The organism is Mesocryomonas lacus, assembly GCF_055730135.2.
On sequence record NZ_JBUZWE020000008.1, the window covers coordinates 103,167 to 129,454 of the forward strand.

The 26,288-nt window shown below is 66.4% G+C and carries 19 protein-coding genes; 14 read left to right on the forward strand and 5 right to left on the reverse strand.

Annotated features, from left to right (window positions below; translation table 11 throughout):
• The first annotated feature begins 13 nt into the window (after nucleotides 1-13).
• Nucleotides 14-691: a GntR family transcriptional regulator gene (locus tag ACZLZY_RS14005; RefSeq protein ID WP_472934828.1), complete on the forward strand. Its 678-nt coding sequence runs from the start codon at nucleotides 14-16 to the stop codon at nucleotides 689-691.
• Between the two features lie 104 nt (nucleotides 692-795).
• On the opposite strand, the gene ACZLZY_RS14010 is transcribed toward ACZLZY_RS14005, so the two are convergent.
• Nucleotides 796-1,956, reverse strand: coding sequence for an SMP-30/gluconolactonase/LRE family protein (locus ACZLZY_RS14010; RefSeq protein ID WP_472934829.1), 1,161 nt, complete (start codon nucleotides 1,954-1,956; stop codon nucleotides 796-798).
• Nucleotides 1,957-2,871: 915 nt separating this feature from the next.
• Here ACZLZY_RS14010 and ACZLZY_RS14015 point away from each other — a divergent pair.
• The 6 genes from ACZLZY_RS14015 to ACZLZY_RS14040 all read left to right on the forward strand — a co-directional run bounded on the left by ACZLZY_RS14015 (nucleotide 2,872) and on the right by ACZLZY_RS14040 (nucleotide 10,400).
• Nucleotides 2,872-3,987, forward strand: coding sequence for a Gfo/Idh/MocA family protein (locus tag ACZLZY_RS14015; RefSeq protein WP_472934830.1), 1,116 nt, complete (start codon nucleotides 2,872-2,874; stop codon nucleotides 3,985-3,987).
• A gap of 93 nt (nucleotides 3,988-4,080) precedes the next feature.
• Nucleotides 4,081-5,592: a PAS domain S-box protein gene (locus tag ACZLZY_RS14020; protein WP_472934831.1), complete on the forward strand. Its 1,512-nt coding sequence runs from the start codon at nucleotides 4,081-4,083 to the stop codon at nucleotides 5,590-5,592.
• 169 nt (nucleotides 5,593-5,761) lie between these two features.
• Complete coding sequence (locus ACZLZY_RS14025) at nucleotides 5,762-5,998, forward strand: hypothetical protein (RefSeq protein WP_472934832.1); 237 nt, start codon at nucleotides 5,762-5,764, stop codon at nucleotides 5,996-5,998.
• Nucleotides 5,999-6,055: 57 nt separating this feature from the next.
• A complete protein-coding gene (locus ACZLZY_RS14030; protein WP_472934833.1) occupies nucleotides 6,056-6,433 on the forward strand; it encodes a DUF2382 domain-containing protein in 378 nt (125 codons plus the stop codon).
• Nucleotides 6,430-7,146, forward strand: coding sequence for a hypothetical protein (locus tag ACZLZY_RS14035; protein WP_472934834.1), 717 nt, complete (start codon nucleotides 6,430-6,432; stop codon nucleotides 7,144-7,146). The genes ACZLZY_RS14030 and ACZLZY_RS14035 overlap by 4 nt, the downstream gene beginning before the upstream one ends.
• A gap of 344 nt (nucleotides 7,147-7,490) precedes the next feature.
• Nucleotides 7,491-10,400: a response regulator gene (locus ACZLZY_RS14040; RefSeq protein WP_472934835.1), complete on the forward strand. Its 2,910-nt coding sequence runs from the start codon at nucleotides 7,491-7,493 to the stop codon at nucleotides 10,398-10,400.
• A 185-nt stretch (nucleotides 10,401-10,585) separates the two neighbouring features.
• Here ACZLZY_RS14040 and ACZLZY_RS14045 read toward each other — a convergent pair whose 3' ends face one another.
• Nucleotides 10,586-12,769, reverse strand: coding sequence for a putative bifunctional diguanylate cyclase/phosphodiesterase (locus tag ACZLZY_RS14045; protein ID WP_472934836.1), 2,184 nt, complete (start codon nucleotides 12,767-12,769; stop codon nucleotides 10,586-10,588).
• A 382-nt stretch (nucleotides 12,770-13,151) separates the two neighbouring features.
• Here ACZLZY_RS14045 and ACZLZY_RS14050 point away from each other — a divergent pair, with 382 nt between their 5' ends.
• The 4 genes from ACZLZY_RS14050 (at nucleotide 13,152) to ACZLZY_RS14065 (ending at nucleotide 19,468) form a co-directional block, all read left to right on the forward strand.
• Entirely contained in the window at nucleotides 13,152-15,470 is a 2,319-nt protein-coding gene (locus ACZLZY_RS14050) for a diguanylate cyclase (RefSeq protein WP_472934837.1), read from the forward strand.
• A 262-nt stretch (nucleotides 15,471-15,732) separates the two neighbouring features.
• Nucleotides 15,733-16,650 carry an ABC transporter substrate-binding protein gene (locus ACZLZY_RS14055; protein WP_472934838.1) on the forward strand — a complete coding sequence of 306 codons (918 nt, stop codon included), beginning with the start codon at nucleotides 15,733-15,735 and terminating at the stop codon, nucleotides 16,648-16,650.
• An 8-nt stretch (nucleotides 16,651-16,658) separates the two neighbouring features.
• Nucleotides 16,659-18,656 carry a Fe(3+)-hydroxamate ABC transporter permease FhuB gene (fhuB, locus tag ACZLZY_RS14060; RefSeq protein ID WP_472934951.1) on the forward strand — a complete coding sequence of 666 codons (1,998 nt, stop codon included), beginning with the start codon at nucleotides 16,659-16,661 and terminating at the stop codon, nucleotides 18,654-18,656.
• 32 nt (nucleotides 18,657-18,688) lie between these two features.
• Nucleotides 18,689-19,468, forward strand: coding sequence for an ATP-binding cassette domain-containing protein (locus ACZLZY_RS14065; protein ID WP_472934839.1), 780 nt, complete (start codon nucleotides 18,689-18,691; stop codon nucleotides 19,466-19,468).
• Nucleotides 19,469-19,521: 53 nt separating this feature from the next.
• On the opposite strand, the gene ACZLZY_RS14070 is transcribed toward ACZLZY_RS14065, so the two are convergent.
• The gene (locus tag ACZLZY_RS14070; protein WP_472934840.1) at nucleotides 19,522-20,403 is read right to left on the reverse strand and encodes an alpha/beta hydrolase; all 882 of its coding nucleotides are present in this window, start codon (nucleotides 20,401-20,403) and stop codon (nucleotides 19,522-19,524) included.
• A 213-nt stretch (nucleotides 20,404-20,616) separates the two neighbouring features.
• Here ACZLZY_RS14070 and ACZLZY_RS14075 point away from each other — a divergent pair, with 213 nt between their 5' ends.
• A complete protein-coding gene (locus ACZLZY_RS14075; RefSeq protein WP_472934841.1) occupies nucleotides 20,617-22,767 on the forward strand; it encodes a TonB-dependent siderophore receptor in 2,151 nt (716 codons plus the stop codon).
• A 97-nt stretch (nucleotides 22,768-22,864) separates the two neighbouring features.
• Here the strand turns inward: ACZLZY_RS14075 and queC are convergent, their stop codons facing one another.
• Both queC and ACZLZY_RS14085 read right to left on the reverse strand, forming a co-directional pair.
• Nucleotides 22,865-23,578: a 7-cyano-7-deazaguanine synthase QueC gene (gene queC, locus ACZLZY_RS14080; protein WP_472934842.1), complete on the reverse strand. Its 714-nt coding sequence runs from the start codon at nucleotides 23,576-23,578 to the stop codon at nucleotides 22,865-22,867.
• 1 nt (nucleotide 23,579) lies between these two features.
• Entirely contained in the window at nucleotides 23,580-23,819 is a 240-nt protein-coding gene (locus ACZLZY_RS14085; RefSeq protein ID WP_472934843.1) for a hypothetical protein, read from the reverse strand.
• A gap of 553 nt (nucleotides 23,820-24,372) precedes the next feature.
• Here ACZLZY_RS14085 and ACZLZY_RS14090 point away from each other — a divergent pair.
• Together ACZLZY_RS14090 and ACZLZY_RS14095 are read left to right on the forward strand one after the other, a co-directional pair.
• Nucleotides 24,373-25,128 carry an IclR family transcriptional regulator gene (locus ACZLZY_RS14090; RefSeq protein ID WP_472934844.1) on the forward strand — a complete coding sequence of 252 codons (756 nt, stop codon included), beginning with the start codon at nucleotides 24,373-24,375 and terminating at the stop codon, nucleotides 25,126-25,128.
• Nucleotide 25,129: 1 nt separating this feature from the next.
• A complete protein-coding gene (locus tag ACZLZY_RS14095) occupies nucleotides 25,130-26,233 on the forward strand; it encodes an ABC transporter substrate-binding protein (protein ID WP_472934845.1) in 1,104 nt (367 codons plus the stop codon).
• The last annotated feature ends 55 nt before the right edge of the window (nucleotides 26,234-26,288 follow it).

Sequence of the window (26,288 nt, forward strand, 5' to 3'; positions counted from 1 at the left end):
AGAACGGAAGGCGATGGACGAGTTTCAGCCGATGGACCGGCGCAATCTCTACGAGGGGGTCTATGCGCGGCTGTCGCAGGCGTTGACCGACGGCGTGCTGAAGCCGGACGACAAGCTGCGCATCCGGACCCTGTCCGACCAGCTCGGCGTCAGCGTGACGCCCGTGCGCGACGCAATATTGCGGCTCGTCGAGGCGCATGCACTGGAGTGGCGCGGCCCGAAGGATATCCGGGTGCCGCGCATGACGGCTCACCAGCTGGACGAGGTTCGTCTGATCCGGTTGCGGCTGGAGGGGCTTGCCGCCAGGCTCGCCGCTGACGTCATCGACCCGGCAGGCGTCGCCATGCTGGCGGGGATCGTCGAGGAGAACGAGGCCGCGCGCTCGTCTGGCGACGTCGCCGCGGCGGTGCGGCTCAACCGAGCCTTCCATTTCGGTATTTCGGAGGCCGCCGGCCTGCCGGTGCTGCACGGCATGATCCAGAGTCTCTGGCTGCGCATGGGGCCGCTCATCGCCTCGGTCTACGCCAGCGGCGGCGAGGCGATGATCGCCCATCGCTACGACATTCTCGCCGCGATCGAGCGGCGGGATGGCGCCGCAGCCGACGCTGCCATCCAGGCCGACATCAACGCGGCCATCGTCTTCTTCCAAAGCGCCGGCGTGCTGTCCGATAACGGCGACATCCGCCGGTAAAGCAAAGCCGCCGTCCGCGGACGGAATCTCCGTCCTCGGATGGCGGCTCGCTGTGAAGACAGTGCGCCGCTATGGCGCCGTCGCACTGCCAGCTTCCGGTTGCGTTACGGCTTCGCTGCCGCGCCGTCTGCGGCCTTGTCGAAGACGATGCGCCACAGTTCCGTCGGCAGGCTTGCCGGTGCCCCCGGCTTGTAGAAGGCCGAGTCCTGGATGTGCGAGGACGTGACGTAGACCGTCCCGTCCGGCCCTTCTCCGAACGTGTCGGGCCAGCGGAGACGGGCGTCCTTGACCAGCATTTCGGGCTTGGCCGAAGGGCCGGCCGCGAGGTCGCGGATCTTGACCGCATCCTCCTCCGGGGCGGAGACGTACATGTGCCCGCTCTCTCTTCCGATGATCAGGCCATCGGCCACGCCGTTTTCACCGTAAGGCTCGATGCTGGCGGCGACATCCTTGCCGTCTGCAAGGCTTGCGACGAGCGCTTCGGTCGGTACGCGGTAGAGCGTCTTGCCCTTGATGGCTTGCCAGTACAGCGTCTTGCCGTCCGGCGTCAGCGCGATCCCGTCGGCCGCAAACTCCACGCCTCGGCCGTCGGGCCGGCGCACCGGCTTGCCGTCGGCCGTGACGACGAGGCCCTTTTCGGGCTGCGTCGAGGGGTGCCCGTCGAGCAGACGCTTGGCCTTGCCGGCCGCAAGATCGACGACCAGCAGCGCTCCCTTGGCGCCGGAATCGGTGATGTAGGCGTATTTGCCATCAGGCGAAAAACGGACGTCGTTGAGGTAGGAGCCTTGTGGCGCCGCCGTCTCGTCGAAGGCGATGGTCTGGGCGACGGCGTTGGTCTTCAGATCGATCTTCACGAGCTTCGGCCCGGTCGGCACCAGCGTGCCTTGCGCCGGCGCTGCGGGATCGAGCACCCAGAGGCTGCCGCGGCCGTCGGCGACGACGCTCTGGACGCAGATCCAGTGATCGACCGCCGTCATCTCGTCCTTGCGGGCATTGCGCCAGCTGTTCCAGCCGTCATCCGGGTAGGGCTTGATGCTGCCGTCCTTCATCACCTCGGCAACCGACACAGGGGAATCCTCCGTCCAGCGCGGGAAGTTCACGAAGATGCGTCCGTCTTCGGCAACGGTGACGCCGGTGACTTGGTGCGGGAAGGCGGCGACCTGCTCGAGCCGGGCGGCCGGGGCGGAAGCTTGCTGCGCGGCGGCGATCGCGGGGATGGAGCAGGCGGCGAAGCCAGCCAGCAGCATGATGGGAAGTGTCTTCATCCGGAAATCCTAACGCGGAAATGGGGCCGGCGACGCGAGGGTCTTTGGCAAGAGCCAGGAGGAAAGGCGGGCTTTCCTTCTGGTGAACGGTTCCTGCCAATCTCAAAGGAAAGGAAGAGGTTCCTCGGGCTCCGCGGAACGTGAGCCACACGGCGTCTCGGTTCGGTGGCGTACGCATCTCGCGGTGAGGACAGGCGGCGCGAGAGGCGGTTCGGCGTGAGGGCCAAGATACGATCAGCGCGGAGGTGGTGTGGTCGATACGGTGAAGATCACGAGTGGCCTGACTAACGCCGGCGGGGTGGGCCTGCTCCGCCTTCCCCTGCGCGTAAGCTTACCCTGTTGCGTCTCCCTCCTTGGCGTAGTCGTTGAAATTTCGTCATCCCGGGCTTGACCCGGGATCCATTCCTCAGCGCTCATTCCGCCGCTCCGGTTCAATCACACCGGTCCGCCGTTCTCGATCGTGACGGCGATTTGGAATGGATCCCAGCGAAAACCAGCGGTTTCGCAGAGGTCAAGCCCGGGATGACGACGCTGAAGTGGCAGTGCAAACTGTGGAAGTGTAAGCGTAGGCTCCAGGCTCCAGGCTTCAGGCTTCAGGCTTCAGGCTTCAGGCTTCAGGCTTAGGCGTAAAGTTAGCGTAGGAGTCATGCGTAGGTGTCGGCTTCAAGCGTCCGACGGCAGCATCAGGCGCTATGCGTCAGGCCGATCCGCCCCGCGAAACCGGCACGAACACCATCACCACCCTCTCCAACGTCGACGTGCTCCGCGGACCTATCCGACGCCGTTCGCTGCGCTCCTGCAGACGATCCGGCTCGGCGCACTGGCGGGCCCGCTGGGCTGGTACCGGGGAACAATTGACCGGTCCCGCCCTTTCGACCCTCGACCCCACTTTTCACCTCCCCAAACGAGAGCCCCATGTTCGGAATGAAAAAGAAAATCCGCTATGCCGTCGTCGGTGGCGGACAGATCTCGCAGCAGGCTTTCATGCCCGGCATCGGCCAGACCGGCAATTCGGAGCTGGTGGCGCTGGTCACCGGCGATCCCGCCAAGGCCGACAAGCTGGCCAAGCTCTATGGCATCAAGGCCTGGCGCTATGAGCAGTATGGCGAGCTCCTGGCCTCCGGCGAGATCGACGCCGTCTATGTTGCGACCCCCAACTTCCTCCATCTGGAGTATGCCGTCCCGGCGCTGGAAGCCGGCATTCACGTGCTGCTCGAGAAGCCGATGGCGTCGAGCGTCGAGGAAGCCGAACAGATCATCGCCGCCCAGAAGAAGAGCGGCGCCAAGCTGATGATCGCCTACCGCCTCCACCACGAGCCCGGCACGGTCGAGATGATCACCCGCGCCCGCAACGGCGAATTCGGCGAGCTCCGCAGCTTCGTGTCGACCTTCACCCAGGACGTCGCCGAGAAGAACTCGCGCGGCCACAACGGCTACTGGGGCGGCCCGGTGCCGGACATGGGCACCTATCCTCTCAATGCCGTGCGCAACCTCTTCGGCGCCGAGCCCATCGCCGTGCATGCCGTCGGCACGAAGACGCCGAGCCGCGGCTTCAATTTCCACGACACGGTCGCCGTGACGCTGCTCTTCCCGCAGGAGCGCGTCGCGCAGTTCACCGTCAGCTACGCGGTGGCTGCATCGGAGTCCTTCGATCTGATGGGCACCAAGGCCAGCATCTACGCCTCCCCGTGCTTTATGTTCGGCGCGACGACCAGCATCACCTATGTCGAGACGGTGGAAAAGACCAAGAAGGAGCACGCGTTCGATCCGGTCGACCAGTTCGGCAACGAGACGGAGTACTTTTCGGCCTGCATCCTCGATGGGCGCGATCCCGAGGCGGATGGCGAAGAGGGGCTTATGGACATGCGGGTGCTCGCCGCGGTCGAGCGCTCGCTCGAAACCGGCGAGACGGTGACGCTGGAGCCGCGCTCCCGCAGCCGGGGCGTCGAGCCTGACCAGGCCTTGAAGCTGAAGCCGTCGAAGGCACCGGGCGAGGACGAGCTGATCAGCGTCATCCCCCAGTCCGCCTGAGGCGCAAACACCGGTGAGAAGGCCCGCGGGTGTCCGACCGGCGCCGTGGGCCTTCTTGCCGATACCTGCCAAGCTCTGCCTGAGAGTGCCGCTATGACGAAGTCATCCGCCGCGAAGGACCGGACACACCATCAGCTCCATCAGCTGTTTGCGGGTCTGCGCGACGGTGTGATCCTCGTCGGTCTCGATCAGCGCATCGTCTGGGCGAACCAAGCCGTGCTCAAGATGTACGGAGCCGACCGGATCGAGGATCTCGGCTTCGACATCGAGGATTTTCGCAAACGCTTCAGGCTGACGGCCCGCGACCGGCATGCCGACGGCGAGGCAGGCCTATCGGTTGCCCGGGCCATGGCGGGTGAGGTCTGCGAGCCGTCTATCGCCGAGGTTCGGCTGGACGGCGAACCGGACGAGACCCGCGTCCATGCCTTGCGCTTTCAGGTCATCACCCGGGAGAATGGCGAACCTGATTTCCTGGTGCTCATCGTCGAGGACGAGACCGCGCGCTACGACGCCGAGGACCGTTTTGAGAGCGCCTTTAACGCCAATCCGGCACCCGCCATGATCTGCCGCATCTCCGACCAGTGCTTCGTCCGGGTGAACCGCGGTTTCCTCGACATGACCGGCTTCTCCCCGGACGATATCCTGGGCCGCACCGCCCTGGAGTTCGACGTGCTGGCGGGCTCGCGGGGGCGCGACAATGCCCTGGAATGCCTGCGCGAGGGAAAGACCATTCCGCAAAATGAATCCGATCTCACGCTGCCGGACGGGTCGACCAAGTGCGTCCTTGTCGCTGGACAGCCCATCGAGCTGTCGGACGAGCCTTGCATGCTGTTCACTTTCGCCGATCTCGAGCCACGGCGGCGCGCCGAAAAGGCGCTGCGCGAGAGCGAAGAGCGGTTCTCGAAGGCCTTCAAGCTGTCGCCGGTCGCCTCCGCCATCAGCCGGCTCGAGGGCTTCCGCTTCATCGAAGTCAACGCCGCCTATACCGCACTGACGGGATACGGGCGCGAACAGATTATCGGCCGTTCCGCGCCGGACCTTCATATCTGGGCCGATCCAGAGGTCCGGACTGCGTTCGAGAGACAGGTTCTCGAAAACGGGTCGGTGCGCGATCTCGATTTCCGCATCCGCCATGCCGATGGATCGGAACGCGACTGCCGGCTGGCCGCGGAACGGATCGTCATCGACGACGCAGACTGCATTCTCAGCATCATCTCGGACGTGACCGAATTGAAGAAGACCGAGGTCGACCTGATCGAGGCCATCGACGCGGTGATGATGGATGCCACCTGGTTCAGCCGCAAGATCGTCGAGAAACTGGCGAATGCCCGTTCTGGAACGCCTGGCCAAGCTGCAAGCCCGGAACTCGACATGCTGTCGCACCGCGAGCGCGAGGTGCTTGAGCTTATCTGCGAGGGGCTGAGCGATGCCGACATCTCGTCCACGCTGAACCTGTCGCGGCATACGGTGCGCAACCACATCGGATCGCTGTACCGCAAGATTCAGGTCGCGCGCCGCGGCGCCGCCGTGGTCTGGGCCCGCCAGCGCGGCCTGACAGGGCGTTCATCCCGCAAGGACCCCAAAGATCCCAAGAAGAGCCAATAGTAGCCATACGAATTGGTTCTTTTAAGCCTTTTTGATCTGGTCACGCCGCTCCATCTTTTTCGTGACCTACGGGCCATGCTGCACTTTAGCGCAGGCTTTGACGGTCCTATCGGGGCGTTCGCCGCGTCATCGCGCCGTCGAACGTCCCCGTGGATGGAGGAGACAGCAGATGATCGACGAGACAAGGAATGCGATCGCGATTCCCAGCACAGCCAAAGCTGAAAAGCTTTCGTCAGAAGGCGGAGGCGACGCGCGCAGGATCGTGCTCGGCAACGTTCTAGCAAGCACCCGGATCGCCGGCCTTGTCGTTGTTCCCCGGGCCATCACGGGTTGGCTCGGCCAGCGTCCGGACCTTGGCCATCCCTTCCGGGCCGACCGCCTGATGCCCTCGCGCCGGACGGCCTGAATGCCTTGCGGTGATCAGGCGCCGGTTACGCCTCCTGTCGTTCTTCGCCGGGAAGAAATGGTGCGGATCGACGGGATCACGGTGGCGACCGGCGGGTTGGGGATGCCGAAGACTGCCGGGACCGAAACGTCAGTTCACGCCACCGTTCATGACCTCGATGCGGCACCCGTGGAGGTAACGCGGGTTCGAGTGGACCGGGAGGTCGATGAGGCGCCCCGGGTTCGACAGGAGGGGGATGTCACGATCATCTCACTCGTCGAGGAGGTCCTCGTGGTTACCAAGCGATTGTTCCTGCGCGAAGAAATCCACGTCCGCCGCAGCGCATCGGCGAGGCCAGCTGAACCGACGGTCCCATTGAATCCGCCAATGGCTGGGGGAACCAGCGGCGACCAAGACTTGCAGCCCATCGAAGACAAAGGGGAGACCATGCCATGACACAGACCATTACCGCCTATTTCGACACCCGCACGCAGGCCCAGGCCGCCGTCGACAGGCTGGCGCACCTCGGCATTGCCGGCGCGAACGTCGCCCTGCACGACGGAACCGCTTCCGCCGGCGAGCCCGCGGATAAGGGTTTCCTCGCATCGCTTGCGGACTTCTTCATGGGCGACGAGGACCGCGACACCTATGCCGAAGGTGTTCGACGCGGCGGGTCCGTCGTGACGGTGACCTGTCCCGATGCCCAGTTCGATGCGGTCTCCGATATCCTCGAGGCGGAGGGGGCCGCAGACCTTGACGAAAGGGCCTCGTCCTGGGAGGCGGATGGCTGGAATCGTCTGACCGACTATGCGATCGGCTCGATCGAGCGCCTAAATGCGCTTTCGGGCGTTCGTCCGAGGCACTCTTCTTCGAGTGAAAGCAGCAGGCCCGTCCGGCAGGATACGCTCGGCACGGATCATGCCGACACCGGGGCAATGGCCGATGCGAATCCTCGGCTTGGAACGCGCGACGTCAGCCACGGCCGCGCGCGCGTCCGCTCCTACGTCGCCGACGTCTCTGGCCGCGGAGAGGTGTCGTCGGGTGGAGCGACCGTCGACATCCTGTCGCCCTCGATGGACCGCAGGGACACGCGCGCCGACGTATCCGTCGACCGCAAGGATGGTGTGAAGTCGGCGGATGTTCGTCGCGAGAGCCATCACGAAGCCTGACGCCGGACCGGCGGGGCGTCTCGGCGACGCTCCGTCGAGCCTAATCCTGCGCCGCGGTCATGCGGGTGGCTGGACGGCGCGACAGGGGCCGACGGCGGGGAAAACTTGCCGCACGCGGCGACTTGGGCCTTCAAGGCTTTGCATCCGGTGTTCGCGTTTCCCAACGCCCCTAGGCAGGCAATTTATCACCCCGCTTTGATCACATCTGCTAGACGAAGAAATGGGCAGCGATCAAAATGCCGGAACCTCGGGCGGTTCTGCGTGTATCATGAAGCAGTTAGCCTCACGTAATCGTGCGCGTTGCCGTTTCGGCATCCGTCGCCAGACAAGGATACCGCCGCTCCATGGCGATCAATATGTTGGGTGCCGCCCGTCGCGGTATAGCCCCCGGTCGCCGCGCTGATTCCGCAGGGTTCGTTGCCAGTATCATCGTTCTGGTGGTGACCGTTCCGCTGTTCGCCTGGAGCCTTTGGGCCAGCCATGCCCGGAGCATGTCGAGCAATGCGCAGGCGGCGCTGAATGTGGCTTTGTCCGACCTGCAGGCGACGGTCACGACAGCCCAGAGCAGCATGCGGGGCTATGTGCTGTCCGGCACCGACGCTTTTCTCGAGCCTTACCGTCAGGCCGCAGAGACATTTCCCGTCTCGCTGGATGCGGTGACGCAGACGCTGGCCAGCGCCTCGGCCGACGGCGAGGAACTTGAGGTGATCCAGGATCTTGCGCAGCAGCAGATGGATTTCATCGACTCGGTGGTCGCAACCCGCGGAGAGCAAGGCTTTGCGGCCGCTTCGGCGTTGATCACCGGCGGGGTCGGCCGGGAGATCATGGGCCAGTTGCGCGAGGCGACCGGCGAGATGAAGCAGGCGTCCCGCGACGTCATCGACGGCAATACCCGTTTCGAGCGCTTCCTGACCTGGCTCCAGGTAGGCCTCTTCCTTCCCGCCATCGCTGCCGCCTTCTACCTCGTTACCATCGCCCGGCGAAGGCAGAGGCAGCTGCGGGCCGCCGCCGACCTCCTCAGCGATCTGCTGGAGGCCGCCCCGGTCGGCACGGCCTTTTTCGACGCCGACCGCCATCTGGTGCGCGCCAACCGCGAGTTTGCCGGGATCATTGCCTCGACCGGAACCGACAAGGCCAAGGACTGGCTCCTGCCGATCCTAAACCGTGTGCTCGAATCAAAGGAAACCGTTACCGACCGGGCCTTTGCGTTCGGCGAAGGCGGGGAGCGCCGGGCGGTCATCTCGGCCTTCCCGACCAAGGGGGCGACAGCCGGCGCCCATGGCGTCGGCGTCTTCGTGCTGGATACGACAGAGCAGTTGCGCACCGCCACGGAGCTTAGCGAAACCAGCCACCGCCTGACCGCAGTCGCCGACAACATTCCGCAGCTTGCCTGGATGGCGCGGCCGTCCGGCGAGATTTTTTGGCACAACCGGCGTTGGTTCGACTACACCGGCACCAACGCCGAACGGATGGCCGCGGAAGGCTGGTCGACGGTCATCGCTGCGGACCATGCCGAGCGCGTCGATGCCAGCTACCGCGCCGCCTTCGCCTCCGGTGAGCCTTGGGAGGATACCTTCCCGCTGACGGCGGCGGATGGAAGCCTGCGTTGGTTCCTTGGGCAGGCGGTGCCGATCCTGGGCGAGGACGGACGTATCCTGCGCTGGTTCGGCACGCATACCGACGTTACCAAGCAGCGCGCGCTCGAGGAAGAGTTCCTGGCGGCCAAGGAAGTTGCCGAGAACGCCAACCGGGCCAAGAGCCAGTTCATTGCCAATATGAGCCATGAGCTGCGCACGCCGCTGTCGGCGGTGATAGGCTATGCCGAAATGCTGGAGGAAGAGGTCGAGGATCTCGGGCACAGCCATCTCCTGCCGGACCTCAAGAAGATCGAGAGCAATGCCCGCCACCTCCTCAGCCTGATCAACGACGTGCTCGACCTGTCGAAGATCGAGGCGGAGCGGATGGACCTCTATGCCGAGACCTTCGATCTCGCTGCCGTGCTCGACGATGTCGCCGCGACCGTCGGCTCGCTGGTCGCCAAGAAGTCCAACGAGCTCGTCATCGCGCACAATGGCGCGCTCGGCGAGATGCACACCGATCAGGTCAAGATCCGTCAGTGCCTCCTCAACCTCCTGTCGAACGCCTCGAAGTTTACCGAGAGCGGCACGATCACTCTCTCCGCCGAGCGCAAGTCGGACGGGTCGCGGGACTGGATCACGCTGGCGGTGACCGATAGCGGTATCGGCATGACGCAGGAGCAGGTCGAGCGCCTGTTCGAGCGTTTCGCCCAGGCCGACGAGACAACGACCCGCAAGTTCGGGGGCACCGGTCTCGGTCTCGCGATCACCCGCGCCTTCTGCCGCTTGCTCGGCGGCGACATCGGCGTCGCCAGCGAGGAAGGGAAGGGCACCACCTTCACCATCCGCGTCCCCGCGATCGTCGCCGAGGACGAGCATGACCAGCCGATCCTGCCGACGGGAGGCGATCCCGCACTGCCCGGTCCCGCCGGGACCGTACTGGCGATCGATGACGATCCGCATGCCCGTGACCTCGTCACCCGGTTCCTGACCAAGGAAGGCTATGCCGTGCGGACGGCGTCGGACGGGGTGTCCGGCCTCGAAATGGCGCGGGCGATCGTGCCCGACGTGATCTTGCTCGACGTCACCATGCCGAAGAAGGACGGCTGGTCGGTGCTGTCTGAGTTGAAGGAGGACCCGGTCCTGTCGGGCATTCCGGTGGTGATGATCTCCAGCCTCGACGAGAAGCGGCTCGGCTATGCGCTCGGCGCCACGGACTACTTGGTGAAGCCCGTCGAGTGGGATAAGCTGAAGGGCGTGATGGACCGGTTTCGCGAGCCCCCCGGCGGGCTGGTGCTGGCGATCGACGACGACGAGGACACGCTCGGCCGCTATGGCGCCATGCTGCGCCGGCTCGGCTTCGAGTTCGCCTCGGCGACGAATGGCCGGCTCGGTCTCGAGCGACTGGAGGAAAGGCGTCCCGATCTCATCCTTCTCGACCTCAACATGCCCATCATGGACGGCTTCGACTTTCTCGGCGAGCTCCGCGCGCGGCCGGACCTTGCCGATATTCCCGTCGTCGTCCTCTCCTCGATGAATCTGACCAGCGAGGAGCGGCGGACGCTGAACGCGGCGGCGGACGAGGTTCTGTCGAAGACCGAGGTCTCCATGCGCCAGCTGGCGGAGCGGATCCGGGGCGTCATCCCGGCGCCTCAGGGACTGACGGAGAAAGTGTGAGCCAGACGCTCATCCGACCTCGATCGCGGGATGACCGCGACCGTTGCGAGGCCCGCGACTGCGAAGGCTTGCGAGGGAACCGCAGAAGCTGGCCGCGTTGTTTCGCTTGAAGCACTAGTTTGGGTCGCTTCCCAACGCGGGGTAGCGTTCAGCCGGCTTGATCCGGTCGCCAGCAAACGGCTCGATCAGGCCGTCCACCGGTCCGATTGTGCGGGATAGAACAGGCCTTCGAACTGGACGGCCTTCATGGGGCGGCCGAACATGTATCCTTGTGCTTCGGGGCAGCGGATAGCCCGCAGGTAATCCGCTTCGTCCACCATCTCTATGCCCTCAGCGATGACGTCGAGATCGAGGCCCGCCGCCAGCCGGATGACGGCTTCGACGATCGCCTGGCCCTTGGCATCCCCGCCGATCCCGCGGATGAACGATCGGTCGATCTTGAGGCGTGTCACCGGGTAGTCCTTCAGCATGCTCAGCGAGGCAAAGCCCGTTCCGAAATCGTCGAAGGCGATGCCCACGCCGATGGATTTGAGGTGATGCAGCGTTTTGGTGATGCTGCGTTCATTGCGCAGGATGGTATTTTCGGTGATTTCGAGTTCGAGCGCCCTTGCCGGGAGATCGTGATCGGACAGCGCCCGTTCGACCGTTTCAGCGAGATCGTTTGTCCGGAACTGGGCGGCAAAGAGGTTCACCCCGATGCGGAAGTCGCCAAGGCCCATCTTTCGCCATGCCGCGGCCTGCGCGCAGGCGGTGCGCAAGACCCATTCGCCCACGGGAACACACAGAAGGCCGCTTTCGAGGACCGGTAAAAAGGCCCCGGGGGCGACGACGCCGTGTTCGGGGCGGTTCCAGCGGATCAGCGCCTCGGCCCCGGAGAGGCTGTTGTCCGACAGCCGGACCTGCGGCTGATAGTAGAGTTCGAACTCCTCCTCCTCCCACGCCTTGCGCAGGCCCGAACTCACGCTGCTGCGCGTCGTCATGGCCGCGCGCAGTCCCAGCGTGAAGATGCGGACCCGGTGACGGCCGTCGGCCTTCGCCTGGTAGAGGGCGAGATCGGCGTCGCCCAGAAGGGTGGAGGCGTCGCCGGCATCGTCGCAGGAGGTGGCAATTCCGATGCTGGCGCCAATGTAGATCGGCTGCTCGTCGAGCTCGATGGGTGCCTCGATGGAGGAGATGAGTTGCTCCCCCAGTGAAGCCGCCAAGAGCGGATCGCCCCATCCGGCACTGAACACGACGAACTCGTCGCCGCCCAGACGGCCGAGCAGATCGTTCTTGCCGATGATGCCCGATAGACGCCGGGCCACCACTTGCAGGACCTGATCTCCCACCGCGTGGCCCAGAGTGTCGTTCACGTCCTTGAAACCATCGAGGTCGAGAAGGAGAAGCGTCATCGAAACGCCGGCGGCGGAGGCCTTTGCGATCGCCTTGTGAAGGCTGTCGCGGTTGAGGAGGCCGGTCAGGCTGTCGTGTTCGGCGGAGTAACGGAGTTGCTCCTCGGCCTGTTTGCGCGCCGTCACGTCCCGCAGGATGGCGCCGAACTTCGGCTCGCCATTCTCGACCCAGCGCGACAGCGAAAGCTCTATCGGAAACTCGGAGCCGTCTCGGCGGCACGCCATCAGGTTCTGAGAGGTCCCGATGATGCGCTCGGCGCCGCCGGCTGCGACGCGGGCAAGCCCGCGGCCGTGCTGAGCGCGCAGTTCCGGCGGGACGATCATGTCGAGCGAACGCCCGACTGCATCCTCCGCGCTATAACCAAACATCCGCTCGGCAGCGCTATTCCAGGACGTGATGATGTTGTGACCGTTCGCGCAGATGATGCCATCCGGCGACGTCATGGCAATGTTCTGGAACTGGCTTCGGCTGGCGCTGTTGGCAAGCTCCAGCCGCCGCAACTCCATGCGGTCCATCACCAGCGAGGCAAGGTTCACGAGGAACAGGCGCTCCTGCTCTGATAGTCCCGGCCGGGGCTGATGGTCGATGAGACAGAGGCTGCCGAGACGGTGGCCCGAGGCCGAAATAAGCGGGGCGCCGGCATAGAAACGAATGAACGGCTCGCCTGTGACGAGCGCGTTGGAGACGAAGCGGGAATCCTTGGTGGCATCCGGCACCACCATCACCTCGTCGCCCAGCATCGCGTAGGTACAGAAGGAAACGTCGCGGCTCGTCTCGCAGACGGGAAGGCCGACGTTTGCCTTGAAGAACTGGCGGTCCCGGTCCACCAGCGAAACGAGGGCGATCGGGACACTGAAGACGTGCGAGGCGATTTCAACGATGCGGTCGAACTCGTGTTCGGGCGCGGTCCCAAGAATGCCAAACGCTTCGAGCGCGGCTAGGCGCTCACTTTCGTCGTCGAGGATGGGGTAGGACATGCGATGCTGCCGCTGAAAGCTGATGCTGAGAGTCTAGCCTCAAATAACTTAAGGAATGACGCAGCCTCTGCTTGGGTCAGGGGAACTGCTCCCTCAGTCTTTTGTGGCTAGCGTCCCACGCGTGACAGTCACCAGGCTGGCTTGTCCGAAGGACATCTCGCGCGACGCGGCGTCCGGTCGATCCGAAAGCACATAAAATTGTGCCGGTTTAGCCCGGCAAACAGAAGTCTCCCTGAATATTATCTTAGCTGGTAACGAATCGAAAATCGAAGATCGCTACCAGTGCTTGCGGTGCGTCGCCAAACTCACACTCGAAGACGGCGAAGGCCAGTCGGGATTCGGTTTGATGTCTTTTCTACAGCGCGGGCGGTTTTGGATTCTGTTGGCAGTCCTGTTGATGGGCTTCTGCGGCGCGTCGACGTTCGCGCTCCTCGAGATGCGCCGGGACACCTATGGTACCGCCGTCGCCAACGCCGATAATCTCCGCCGCGTGCTGTCGCAGGACATCGAGGGCAATCTGCGCAATTACGACCGGGTTCTGTCGGGCGTTGCGGCGAAGCTGACGGGCGGCCGGATCGCCTCTCTCGCGCCGGACCTGCAGCAGGCCTACCTGTTCGAGGGCGTGCTGGTGGATCCCTATTTCACCAGCCTTCTCGTTCTCGATGCGGCGGGCAACGTGGTGCGCGACGCCGGGGCGAACCCGCACCGGTCCGACAACTTCTCCGATCGCGACTATTTCCAGCTGCAGCGGGACGGAAAGGTCGAGGGGATCTACCTCAGCGACCCGTTCCGGCGCCGGCTGACGGGAGACGACGTCGTGATCGCCCTCAGCCGCCGGATCGACAGCGCGGACGGTTCCTTTGCGGGCGTTGTCGTCGGCACGGTCAGGCTGGATTATTTCCGCAGCCTGTTCGAACGCGCGGCGCTTCAGCCGGGCGACAGCATCAACCTGTTCTCGGCCAAGGGCGTCATGCTGATGCGAACGCCCTACCGCGATGACCAGATCGGGCGCGACTTTTCCGCCACTAGCAACATCCGCCGTTTTATCGCCGAGGGTGCGGGCACGTTCTCCGGCGTCGCCGCCGTCGATGGCCTGCCGCGCATCTATACGTTCGGCCGGGTCGGTGACCTGCCGCTGATCATGAATGTCGCGCTGGACGAGGCGGCGGTCTATGCTGGCTGGCGGACCCGAGCCGCGCAGATTGGCGCCGTGCTCGTTCTGCTGTCCGTCATCGCGCTGGCCCTGGGGCTTCTGGTCCGGCGGGAATTGGCGAACCGGGCGCGGGCAGAGAAGACGGCGCTGCAGAACGAGACGCAGTACCGGCTGCTGGCCGACAACGCGTCCGACATCATCATGCGGCTCGATAGCGACCTGACGCGTCGATACGTGTCGCCGGCCTGCCGCCGGGTCCTCGGCTACGACCCGAGCGAGCTGATCGGCCAAAAGACGCGCGATCTCATCCATCCCGACGACTGGCCGCTGGTCGAGGGGATCGTCGCGGCCTGCCGCGAGCGTCAGGAGCCGGCAGAGGCGGTCTATCGCCTGCGGCACCAAAGCGGCCGGGAGGTCTGGGTCGAAGGACGCTATGGCAGCATTTCCGAGAAGGACGGCTATCTCGTGGTCCTGCGCGACATCACCAAGCGCAAGGCAGCGGAGCTCGAACTCGACAAGGTTCATGCCCGCCTGGAGCAGCTGGCCAACAAGGACGGCCTGACCGGGCTCGCCAACCGGCGGCAGTTCGACGAGAAGATGGCGCTCGAGTGGGATCGTGCAGCCGGCGATGGCAAGCCTCTGTCGCTCCTGCTGCTCGACGTGGATCACTTCAAGCGGTTCAATGATACGCACGGGCACCAGGCCGGAGACGACTGCCTGCGGCGGGTGGCGGCGGCGGTCGAGCAGTGCGTGCGCTCCCACGATATGGCCGCCCGCTACGGCGGCGAAGAGTTCGCAGTGATCCTTCCGGGCAGCGACGAAAGGGCGGCCCGGATCGTCGGCGACCGGATCGTGTCGGCCATCGAGCGCCTCGGCATTCGCCATCGCGGCAACGAGGCGCCGGACAGTGTGGTCACGATCAGCGTCGGCTGTACCACGCGCCAGGCCGAGGCCCCTGAGGGCGTCGATCCGGCGGAGATGATACGGCTGGCGGACGCAGCGCTCTATGAGGCGAAGCGGACCGGCCGGAACCGGGTCATGGCCACCCCCGACATGCCGTCCGACCCGAAGCCGCCGATCGTCGTGGACGACGAACAGAGATCGGTCCGGGCCGACCAGGCCGCCTCCGGGATCACGCCGGGCGCGACGGATGCGCTGAACGCCATCGCGCGCAGCGCCGCGGAGATCATGGACGCGCCGATCGGCTTCGTGTCGCTGGTCGGCAGCGAGAAGGTGATCCTCATTGGGCGGCACGGCATCGATGCTGCCGATGTGCCCCGTGACATCTCCTTCTGTGCCCATGCGGTGACCGGGCTCGAGCCGCTCGTCGTCGCGGACCTTGCACGCGACAGCCGTTTCTCGGAGAACCCCCTGGTGACCGGCGACGGCATGCGCGCCTACATGGGCGCGCCCTTCTCGGACCCGGAGACCGGACTGCCGCTCGGCGCCGTCTGCGTGGTCTCGCGCGAGCCGATGCGCAGCGAACCGACGCCCGAGCAGAAGAAGGCCTTCATGGCCATGGGAAGGGTCGCCGCCCGGCGGCTGTGATCGTCTTAGGCCTCCTGTAAAACCGATTGTTCCCGCAGGCGATGACGCTGCAAACGGGCTTTTGGCCTACGTCCCGGGCACACCCGCGACTGGGCCGCCGCCGGTTCATCATCGGCGCTGAAGCTCACAATAAACTTGACTAGCACACTCTACTTATTGTTCGACCAGCGCTGGAGGGCCTAGGGCTCGAAGGGTTGATCGGGGATACCAGATCTTGATGACGCCAGGTTCGCGGATATCCGTCATTCCCAAGCGACACGGAGTGCCGCCTGCCACGGGTGAGCTGTCGCCCGACAGCCCGGCGCGAACGCCGGATCTTTGCCGTCGCGCGCTGCTCTCCGCGCTTCTCGCTTCCCCGTTCGTCCTGCGCGCGCGATCGTCCGATGCTTCCACCTTGCGGGTGGCGACGCTCGACTACGCGCTCGCTCAGACCCTCATCGTTCTCGGCTGTCCGCCGGTCGCGATCTCCGATGCCCACGACTGGGGGAAATGGGTCGCCGAGCCGCCGCTGGCGCCGGGCACGGTGGACCTTGGCGCCAGTCTCGATCCGAACATGGAACTGCTGGCCGCCCTCCGGCCCGATCTGATCCTGACCACGGACTATGTCGGACTGGCCGAAGAGCGCCTGTCGCGGATTGCCGAGGTCAAACGCATCACGGTCTATTCCGAGGGCGGCTCGCCGCTGCCGAAAGCGATGGCGGCGGTGCGGGAGGTCGGCGCGCTCACCGGCCGGGCGCTCGAGGCCGAACGATACCTTGCCGACACCGAGCGCTTCTTCGACGTCTGCGCCGAGCGCGCCCGGCGGTTTCGCGGCCGCCCGGTTGCCGTCCTCTCCTTCATCGACCCGCGCCACGTCCGCGTCACCGGGCGGCCGGGCCTCTACCAGGACGTTCTCGACCGCATCGGCCTTCGCAATGCCTGGGAGAAGCCCGCCAACTTCTGGGGCTTCTCGACCGTCGGCCTCGAGCACCTGGTCGCGCTTGGCGACGCCTTCGCCGTCGCCGACTACATGCCCGGCGACGTCGCCGCGACCTTGCCGGACAGCCCGCTCTGGCGCGAACTGCCCTTCGTGCGCGGCGGCACGGTGCCCGTCCTGCCGCCGGTGCTGGTGTTCGGCGGGGTGCCGTCGGCCCGCCGCTTCGCCGCGCTGCTGCTCGATGCGCTGGAGGGCAGCGCGTGACCGCCGCCATGCCGGTCGCCGGCCTTCCGAGACAGCGGCGCGGACCCGCGCTCCTGGCCCTCGCGCTCGCGCTGCCGACCCTCGTCCTGGCCGCGATCCTCCTTGGTCCCGATCTCCCGGCGCTGTGGCGCTCGGGCACGGCCGGTTACGATCCGCAGCGCCTCGTCCTCCTCCACTCCACCTTGCCGCGCCTCGCGATGGCGGTGATGTGCGGCGCCGCGCTGGCCGCCGCCGGCGCACTGCTCCAGCAGGCGCTGCGCAACCCGCTGGCCTCGCCGACGACGCTCGGCATCGACGCCGGCGCGCGGCTGGCGCTCGCCCTCGCCACGCTGTTCGCCCCGGCGCTGCTCGGCTGGGGGCGCGACCTCGTGGCGCTCCTCGGCTCGTCGCTCGCGGCAGCGCTGGTGTTCGCGCTCGCGCGTCGGCAGGATCTCGCCCCGGTGCCGCTGGTCCTGTCGGGTCTCCTTGTTGGGCTCTACTGCGGGGCGCTCGCCTCGGTGCTGACGCTGATCGACAGCCGCTGGCTGGTCAGCCTGTTTATCTGGGGCAGCGGCTCGCTCAGCCAGCAGAGCTGGGCCCCGGCCGCGGACCTCGCCGTACGACTCGCGATCGCCGCGCCCTTCACGCTTCTCCTCCTGCGTCCACTGTCGCTGATCGAGCTCGGCGATGAGGCGGCGAGGGGCCTCGGCCTGCCGGTGGCGCGCCTGCGGCTCTGCGCGGTCGCGCTGGCGGTGGCGCTCTCGGCAGTCACCGTCAGCGCCGTCGGCGTGATCGGCTTCGTCGGCCTGGTCGCGCCGATCATGGCGCGGCTGGCCGGGGCCCGCGACTTTTCCGCCCGCCTTCTGTGGTCCGGGGTGATCGGGGCGCTGCTGTTGCTCTTGACCGATCTCGCGGTCCAACTGGCGGCGGGCGTGTCCGCCGATCTCGTGCCGACCGGCGCCGTGACGGCGCTGCTCGGATCGCCGATCCTGCTCTGGCTTCTGCCGCGCCTGCAGGCGGGTCTGCGGCCTCCGACCCGGCAGGCCCGGGCGCCACGGGCGATCGGCGACGGGAACAGGTCACGCCCCGTCGTCGCCGCGATGGTCTGCGGCTTGCTGCTGCTGGTCACCGCAGCGCTGCTCCTTGGGCGGTCGCCAGCGGGTGGGTGGCACTGGCTTGGCCTGTCCGACCTGTCGGCGATCCTGCCCTGGCGGTGGCCGCGGGTGCTGGCGGTTGGCGCTGCCGGTGTTCTTCTCGCGCTGGCCGGTTTCGTGCTGCAGCGGCTGACGGGCAACGAGATGGCCAGTCCGGAAATTCTCGGCGTCAGCGCCGGCGCGACCTTTGCCGTCGCCATTGCTTTGTTCACCGCCGGCAGCCTCTCGCCCGGCGGCACGGTGCTCGCCGCCTTTGCCGGCGCCTTCGCGACGCTGCTCGTGATTCTCCTGCTCGGACGCCGCTCCGGCTTTGCGCCCGAGCGCATGCTGCTGGCGGGGATCGCCATCTCGGCGCTGCTCGATGCGGTGATCGGCGTCCTGTCGGCCGGCGGCGATCCGCGCGCGGTACAGCTGCTCTCCTGGATGGCGGGCGCGACCACGACGGTGGAGCCTTTCGGCGCGCTGATGGCGGCGGGCGCTGCCGCGCTCGTCTTGCTGATCGCCCTCCCGACCGGCCGGCCGCTCGTCCTTCTGACGCTCGGCCCCGCCACCGCCGGCAGTCTCGGCCTCGGCGTGCGCGCCAGCCGGCTTCTCCTTTTGGCGCTCGCGGCGCTGGCGACGGCGGTGGCCACCCCCGTCGTCGGTCCGCTGACCTTCGTCGGGCTCATCGCCCCGCATCTCGTGCGCCTTGTCGGCGTTCGCGGCATGGCCCCGGCACTCTTCCTCAGCGCCGCCACGGGCGCCGCCATCCTCATCGCGGCGGACTGGCTGGCGCGCGTCGTCGCCTTCCCATTCCAGCTCCCCACCGGCCTCGTCGCCTCGCTGGTCGGCGCGCCGGTTCTCTTCTGGCTTCTGCAAAGGCGCACGCAATGAACCTTGCTGTTCCCGTCCCGCCAGCGACGAAAATGTCGCGGACAGGCTTCGAACTCGATGCCGTCAGCTTCGAGGCAGACGGCCGCACCATCCTCGCGCCGCTGACGCTGTCCTTCCCGCATGGCGAGGTGATCGGCCTCGTCGGCCAGAACGGCTCCGGAAAGTCGACGCTTTTGAAGATGCTGGCACGCCAGAACAGCCCGACCGGCGGCACTCTCCGCTTCGAGGGGCGTCCGCTCGGCGCGTGGGGCGCACGCGACTTTGCCCGGCGCGTCGCCTATCTGCCGCAGGACCTGCCGACCGGCACCGGGCTGCGGGTCCGCGAACTCGTGCGCCTCGGCCGCTATCCCTGGCACGGCGCCCTCGGCCGCTTCACCGAGGGCGACGCCGCCGAGGCGGAAGGCGCGATGGAGCGGACGGGAACGCTCGAGCTTGCCGAGCGGGACGTCGACACCTTGTCAGGCGGCGAGCGCCAGCGGGTCTGGCTCGCCATGCTGGTGGCGCAGGATGCCGGATGCCTCCTCCTCGACGAGCCGATCTCCGCCCTCGACGTGGCGCACCAGATCGACATCCTCAGCCTGATCCGCCGCCTCTCGCACGAGCGCTCGCTCTGCGTCGTCGTCGTGCTGCACGACGTCAACATGGCCGCCCGCTTCTGCGACCGGATTGTCGCCTTGCGCGGCGGACGCCTCGTCGCGAACGAGACGCCTGAAGGCTTCATGTCGCCGCCGGTGCTGGACAGCGTCTACGGCATGGCGATGGAAGTGCTGCCGCGGCCGGGATCGGCCATCGGCGTCGCAGTGCCGCTCTAGAGCGCCGTGCGTCCGTCAGGACGCACAAAGGACGCTCTATCTTTTTGGATGCGCTATTCCGAGATGCGGAAGGCGACGCGGACGGCGCGCGAGACTGCGATCGGCAGCATCGTCATATGGGTTTCGCCGGCATAGGTCTCATAGGCCAGCCGTAGGTGCGGCAGAGCGGCGAGGCGCGCGGCCATGGCCTGGGTCAGCGATAGCGTCTGTGCGATCCGGGCATGCTCGAGCCGCTTGTCCGTATCGTCACGTCCGTACTGGAACGGCGCCAGCGTCTCGCCCTCGTGCTCCCCGGCGGAGAGATGGACCTCGATGTCGCGGGCCTGCTCCGCGGCGGCGAACCGGGCCTCGCTTTCCAGCAGCAGGCCGTCCTCCCAGTAGATGGTCGGGCTGGCCGCGACAAAGCGCTGGAATGTCGTGCTGCTGGAGAAGAGGGCATGCAAGGCGAAGAGCCCGCCGAAGGAGTGCCCGAAGAGGGTTCGCCGGGCCGGGTCGACCGGCGCGAGCGTCGCGACGAACGGCAGCATCTCGCGCTCGATGAAGCGCAGGAACCGGTCCGCCCCGCCCGTGACGACGTCGGGTCCCCTCTCGGTGAACGGCGGGTAGGTCCGGCCGGGCGGCGGCGAGAGATCATAGGAGCGCCGCAGCGGATCATAGGCCTCGTCACGGGGATAGCCGACCGCGACGATGACGCCGGGCTGGACATCCGTCCCCATGGGGTAGGCCGCCTGGACACGCAGCGCGTCGACGGCGGTGGCGATCACCGCATTGCCGTCGGTGAGGACGAGAAGTGGCCATCCACCGGGCGGCGCCTCACCTTTCGGAAGGTAGACGAAAAGCCGCCAGACATCGCCGCACTCTCCCGTCAGATCGAAGATCTGCGTATTGGAGAGGAGGGCTCGCCGGCCTTCGGTGGCTGTTTGGAACGGGTCCAATACTTGTGTCCTTCTTGCCGCAGTGGCGGATTTTCATTCCGGGCTGCTCGAGCCCTGAACAGGCCCAAGTTCCTGACGAAAGGAAAGCTTTCGCCGTTTGTGCCCGTCTCAGGGCTATCACGGCCGGCTGATTAATGTTGACTCTCGTTATCATGTTTTTCTAACCGTGCTGGCACCCGGCATCAAGCCGTTGCCAGCAGGACCCATCCGATCATGTCGCCATACCATCGTCCGACGCGCATCCTCTGCGCCACGCTGCTCAGCTGCTCCTGCCTCACCATGGTCGGAGCATCGGCGGCCCTTGCTCAGGACACGATCGTCCTTGATGCCGTGACGCTCGAAGCCGGCGCTGGCGGTGCGACGATGGGCGACGGCGAAGGCGGCGGGCTGCAGACGGACGGCGCCGTCGCCCGGTCGGCGACGGTCGCGACGAAGACGGACACGCCGCTGAAGAAGGTGCCGCAGACCGTCAACGTCGTCTCGCGCCAGCAGCTGGAGAACCGCAAGGTCCAGACGCTGAAGGAGGCGCTGGGGTATACGCCCGGCGTCCGCGTCGGCGCTTTCGGCTTCGATCCGCGCTTCGACAGCTTCTACATCCGCGGCTTCGACGTGACCTATACCGGCGTCTACCGCGACGGCCTGCGCGAGCTCACCGGCAACTTCTCGATCTTCAAGACCGAGCCTTACGGCCTCGAGGGCATCAGCGTCCTCAAGGGTCCGAGCTCGGTCCTCTACGGCGGCGGCTCGCCCGGCGGCATCGTCAACCTCGTCTCGAAGCGGCCGACCGACACGCCGTTCCGCGAGATCGAGACGCAGATCGGCTCCAACAGCCGTGCCCAGGCAAGCTTCGACGCCTCGGGGCCGCTCGGCGGCAGCGACAACGTCCTCTACCGCATTACCGGGCTCGCCCGCGACGCCGATACCGATCTCCGCAGTGCGCCGGACGACCGTGTCTTCATCGCGCCCGCGCTGACCTTGCGCTCCGACGACCGCAACACCCAACTCACCGTCCTCGGCGAGTACATGGACTTCACGACCGGCGGCAACGCGTCCTTCGTCAACGAAAACGGCAAGATCACCGGTCTGGAGTCCGGCGATCCCGCTCTCGGCGACTTCGACGGCAAGCAGGGCCGCATCGGCTACGAGTTCGAGCACCGGTTCAACGATACTCTGACGGTGCGCCAGAACCTGCGCTACGCCCATGTCGACGCCGACGTGAAGTACACCCAGATCGACGGCATCTCGGCGGACCGGCTGACGGCCAGCCGCTCGGCCTGGCGCATCATCGACGCACTGGACTCCTTCGTCGTCGACAACCAGGCGCAGATCGATGTCGACACCGGCCCGGTCAAGCACACGCTGCTCGGCGGGGTCGACTATTCCTATGTCGATGTCGACGACGCCTTCGGTTTCGGGCCGGCGCCGGATCTCGACCTCGTCCGGCTGAACTACGGCGCGCAGGCGATCGCGACGCCGTCTCTCGACCTGGTGTCGACGACGACGCAGCAGAGCCAGACCGGGCTCTATCTGCAGGACCAGATGGAATATCAGCGCTTCGTCCTGACGCTCGGCGGACGCTACGACTGGCTGACCACGAAGAACTTCGACCACATCAACGCGCTCGGCAGCGAGCAGGACGAAGAGAAGTTCTCGGGCCGGGCGGGTCTGGCCTACCTCTTCGCCAACGGCATCTCGCCCTATGTCAGCTATTCCACCTCGTTCGCGCCGACCATCGGGCGCAGCGCGACGGGCGCGACCTTCAAGCCGACCGAGGGCGAGCAGGAGGAGATCGGCGTCAAATACGCGCCGGATGACATCAACCTCGCCGTCAACGCCGCTTTGTTCCGCATTCGGCAGAGCAATGTCCTCGCACAGGATCCCGATAATCTCTTGGGTCAAATCCAGCGCGGCGAGGTGGAGTCCCGTGGTTTCGAGCTGGAGGCGACGACCAGCCTGATGACCGGTCTGAACCTCACAGCAGCCTACACCTACCTCGATCTTGAGATCACGGCGGGCAACAACGAGGGCATGTTCCCCTCCGGCATTCCCGCGCACCAGGTCTCGGTCTGGAGCGACTACACCGTGCAGAGCGGGGCGGCCGAGGGGCTCGGTTTCGGCGCGGGCCTGCGCTATGTCGGCGAAAGCTTCGGCGACGACACCAACACCTTCCGCAACGAGCAGCGCATCCTGGTGGACGCCTCGCTGTCCTACGACTTCGGCAAGGCGAACCCGAAGTTCGAGGGCGTCAGCGCGCAGATCAACGCCAAGAACCTCTTCGACAAGCGCGAGGCCAACTGCTCGTCCGGTTACTGCTACCTCGACGAGGGCCGCAACGTCATCGGCTCGCTCCGCTACCGCTTCTGAGGCTTGTGGCTGGCGTCCAAGCGGGCTGGTTCGCTTTACCGCCGGGGGAAGCCCGTCCCGGCCGCCGAGTGCCATGCCGCGCGGGACACGTCCGGAATCAGCTTGCGGCGGAGGCTCGAAAGCGCTCCCAGCCTTGCGCCCGCAACTGGCAGGCCGGGCAGTCGCCGCACCCATAGCCCCAGTCGTGCCGGTGCGTGCGGTCGCCGGCGTAGCAAGTGTGCGTCTCCTCCCGGACGAGATCGAGCAGAACGTCGCCGCCGAGGGCCTCGGCCATCGCGAAGGTCTGCGCCTTATCGATCCACATCAGCGGCGTCTGGATGACGAAGCGCTTTTCCAACCCGAGATTGAGGGCAAGCTGCATCGCCTTCATCGTATCGTCCCGGCAGTCGGGATAGCCGGAATAGTCGGTCTCGCAGACGCCGGTGACGAGGTGCTTGGCGCCGCGCCGGTAGGCGATCGCCGCGGCAAAGCCGAGGAAGAGAAGGTTGCGCCCGGGCACGAAGGTGTTCGGCAGGCCATTCGCCTGCATGGCCATTTCCGACGTCTGGGTCAGCGCGGTGTCGCTGATCTGCCCGAGGACGCCCATGTCGATGAGGTGATCCTCGCCGATCTTTGCCCCCCATTCCGGAAACTCGCGCCTGAGCCTGTCGAGGATGCACGGGCGGACGTCGAGCTCGATGCGGTGGCGCTGGCCGTAGTCGAAGCCGACCGTCTCGACATGGTCGAAGCGCTCGAGTGCCCAGGCGAGGCAGGTCGTGGAATCCTGTCCGCCGGAGAAGAGGACGAGGGCGGTTTCGCCGGTTGCCGCCATCTCAGCACGCCTCGTTTGCTGGCGTTGCTACCTGCCGGCACAGGGGAACCAGCCCGGAGGCGGTTTTGACGTTGGATACGTCGACGACATTGGCGACAACACCGCTGCAGGCATCGCCAGTCCCTTCAAGGCGGAGCACAGCGTCAGAAGAATGGCGGCACAATCGCAAGCGCTGGCGTGTCGACAGCCTGTCCGGCAGCCGGTGGACGGTCTCGAGGGTGAAGGCTTGCAGCATCGTCATCGGATTTCCAGCATCCTGTGGGTTTGGGGCGCTTGGCACCGTGGCGAGGTGCCCTGCCATCGCCAGGAACAGCCGCCTTCTGTAGGCGCCAGCAGCCCTTGCAGCGGCGCCTGCTGCCAGGGATCCCGGCGCCGAGTTTACTCGATCATGCGACGCGGACCAGTCCCGCCGACCCCTGCGGGTTCTCTGCGCGTCCCGCATGCACGATGTCGGCTGGGCTAGCCGATGCGGCCGCGTAGAGCATACGGGCGCTTTTGGCGGAAGAGGGCGCCGGCCTGCGGATGGGGGAGGGTGGACATGCGAAAGCGCGGCTCGGGCTGGTCGGAGCTCCGGCGCTTCATGGCTTCGTTGAACCATGCGGGCGCATCACATCCCGCCGTTACGGCTGAAGAGGACCCGAGCGGCGATGGCGCCATCTGCAGGAGGCCGACATGCCCGAGCCGTTCCGCGGGAATTTCGCCGAGTTTCCCGCTGCGGTTGACAGGGTGTCCCGCCACCCGTACGTTCATTGTAATGAATATGTTCAAAATAATGAACGGCGGGGGGATTTAAAGTGAGTGGACGAGGGTCGGAACGCGTTCTCGACATGCTCGAATGGTTCGCCCTGCAGGCGGGCGCCGTCTCGCTGGCGGCCGTCGTCCAGGCACTGGACCTGCCAAAGAGCAGCACGCTCCTGCTGCTGCGCCAGCTGGCCGACCGGGGCTATCTCGAGCGGCTCGGCGACGGCACCTATCTGCTTATCCGCCTGCCCGGCGAGGCGGGTCCCGGCCGCGAGGCCTGGGGCACCATTCTGAGGCTCTCGGAAGCGCCGCTGCGTGACGCGGTCGCCGCCTCGAACGAGACCGGGTTCTTGGCGATCACCGAGAAGCAGGAGGTGCGCTACCTCACCAAGGTGCTGCCCGCCCGCGAGATCCGCTATGACCGCGACATCTCCAAACTCCGCAAGGCGCACCAGGTGGCGAGCGGCATCGTGATGCTGGCTGGGCTCGAGCCGTCCGACTTCGACGCCTATCTCGGCCATCTGGCGCCCGAGCTGCGCGGCGAGGTGGCGGCGACGGTCGCGGCGGCGCGGGTGGACGGCTTCTGCGTCAACCTTAAGGGCGTGGTCGAGGGCGCTGCGGGCATCGCAGCGCCGGTTCGAGACGCCAAAGGACGGGTGGTCGCCGCCATCAACATTTCCGGGCCGCGGGACCGCATCGAGGCCAACGTCCCCGGGATCACCGGCATCGTCGTCGAGACCGCCCGCCTCGTATCGGAGGCGCTGGCGCGGCGGAGCCGGACAAGCAGCAAGAACCCTGGGAGGAATTAGAATGTTTAAGCAGAAACTGGCCGCGTTCGTCGTCGGCGCCGCAGTCGCGGGCTTTGCCACCGGCGCCTCGGCGCAAGGCGTGCCGGCGGGCTATCCCGCTGACTATGCCGCCACGATCGAGGCGTCCAAGGCCGAAAAGGGTCTGGTGATTTACTCGAACATGGCCGACAATAACTGGCAGCCGGTGATCGCTGGCTTCAAGGCGGCCTATCCGTGGATCAACATCGAGACCCTCGATCTCGGCTCCGGCACCGTGCATTCACGCTGGGAAGCCGAGGCCGGCAGCGGCTCGCGCACCGCCGACGTCCTCATCTCCGGCGCCAACGACCGCTGGGCGAACTACGGCACCGACGGCCGCATGCTCGACTACAAGAGCCCCGAGCTCGCCAAGCTGCCGGACTTCGCCAATCCCTATGCTGGCGTCTACGTGCTCTCGGCCGACCCGCTGGTCATCACCTACAATGCCGCGCTCCTGACCGAGGAGCAGCGCCCGAAGGGCTTTGCCTCGCTGGTCGCGGCGGCGGTCGCCGATCCCGCGAGCTTCGAGGGCAAGATCACCACCTATGACGCCGCGCGCAATTCGTTCGGCCTCGCCGCCTGGTGGAACTACATGGCCAAGAAGGGCGACACCGGCTGGAACGAGCTTCGCCAGATCGGCAAGATGATCCGCGGCGAGACCTCGGGCGGGCCGATGAACGAGAAGATCGCCACCGGCGAATACGTCATCGGCGTCGCGGTCTCCGGCATCACCATCTTCCCGCGGCTGGAACAGCCGGGCGGCGAACTGCTCGGCTTCGCCTTCCCCGACGACGGTACCATCGTCATGCTCCGCGGCATGGGCATCCCGAAGCAGGCGGCGAACCCGAACTCGGCAAAGCTCTTCGTCGACTACACCCTCAGCCAGGCCGGCCAGACCCTCGTCGGCAAGGGCGGGCTCGTGCCGTACCGCGACGACGTCGCGGAGGCTGACGTCCGCTACACTTTCCAGGGCATCGAGCAGCTGATCGGCCCCGACAACGTCATCCTCGCCGGCTTCGACAAGAAGCTGATCGACGAGGCGCCGGCCTTCGTCACCAAGTGGAACGCCGCCCTGAAGGGCGAATAACCGCGCTTCCGCTGCGGGACGGCCCCACGTCCGTCCCGCTCCCGACCCTTCACCG

What these genes read in the sequence shown, in the direction of transcription:
- ACZLZY_RS14005 (WP_472934828.1), top strand. Translation starts at nt 14, where the DNA reads ATGGACGAGTTTCAGCCGATGGACCGGCGCAATCTCTACGAGGGGGTC.
- ACZLZY_RS14010 (WP_472934829.1), bottom strand. Translation starts at nt 1,956, where the DNA reads ATGAAGACACTTCCCATCATGCTGCTGGCTGGCTTCGCCGCCTGCTCC.
- ACZLZY_RS14015 (WP_472934830.1), top strand. Translation starts at nt 2,872, where the DNA reads ATGTTCGGAATGAAAAAGAAAATCCGCTATGCCGTCGTCGGTGGCGGA.
- ACZLZY_RS14020 (WP_472934831.1), top strand. Translation starts at nt 4,081, where the DNA reads ATGACGAAGTCATCCGCCGCGAAGGACCGGACACACCATCAGCTCCAT.
- ACZLZY_RS14025 (WP_472934832.1), top strand. Translation starts at nt 5,762, where the DNA reads ATGATCGACGAGACAAGGAATGCGATCGCGATTCCCAGCACAGCCAAA.
- ACZLZY_RS14030 (WP_472934833.1), top strand. Translation starts at nt 6,056, where the DNA reads ATGGTGCGGATCGACGGGATCACGGTGGCGACCGGCGGGTTGGGGATG.
- ACZLZY_RS14035 (WP_472934834.1), top strand. Translation starts at nt 6,430, where the DNA reads ATGACACAGACCATTACCGCCTATTTCGACACCCGCACGCAGGCCCAG.
- ACZLZY_RS14040 (WP_472934835.1), top strand. Translation starts at nt 7,491, where the DNA reads ATGGCGATCAATATGTTGGGTGCCGCCCGTCGCGGTATAGCCCCCGGT.
- ACZLZY_RS14045 (WP_472934836.1), bottom strand. Translation starts at nt 12,769, where the DNA reads ATGTCCTACCCCATCCTCGACGACGAAAGTGAGCGCCTAGCCGCGCTC.
- fhuB (WP_472934951.1), top strand. Translation starts at nt 16,659, where the DNA reads ATGCCGGTCGCCGGCCTTCCGAGACAGCGGCGCGGACCCGCGCTCCTG.
- ACZLZY_RS14065 (WP_472934839.1), top strand. Translation starts at nt 18,689, where the DNA reads ATGTCGCGGACAGGCTTCGAACTCGATGCCGTCAGCTTCGAGGCAGAC.
- ACZLZY_RS14075 (WP_472934841.1), top strand. Translation starts at nt 20,617, where the DNA reads ATGTCGCCATACCATCGTCCGACGCGCATCCTCTGCGCCACGCTGCTC.
- queC (WP_472934842.1), bottom strand. Translation starts at nt 23,578, where the DNA reads ATGGCGGCAACCGGCGAAACCGCCCTCGTCCTCTTCTCCGGCGGACAG.
- ACZLZY_RS14085 (WP_472934843.1), bottom strand. Translation starts at nt 23,819, where the DNA reads ATGACGATGCTGCAAGCCTTCACCCTCGAGACCGTCCACCGGCTGCCG.
- ACZLZY_RS14095 (WP_472934845.1), top strand. Translation starts at nt 25,130, where the DNA reads ATGTTTAAGCAGAAACTGGCCGCGTTCGTCGTCGGCGCCGCAGTCGCG.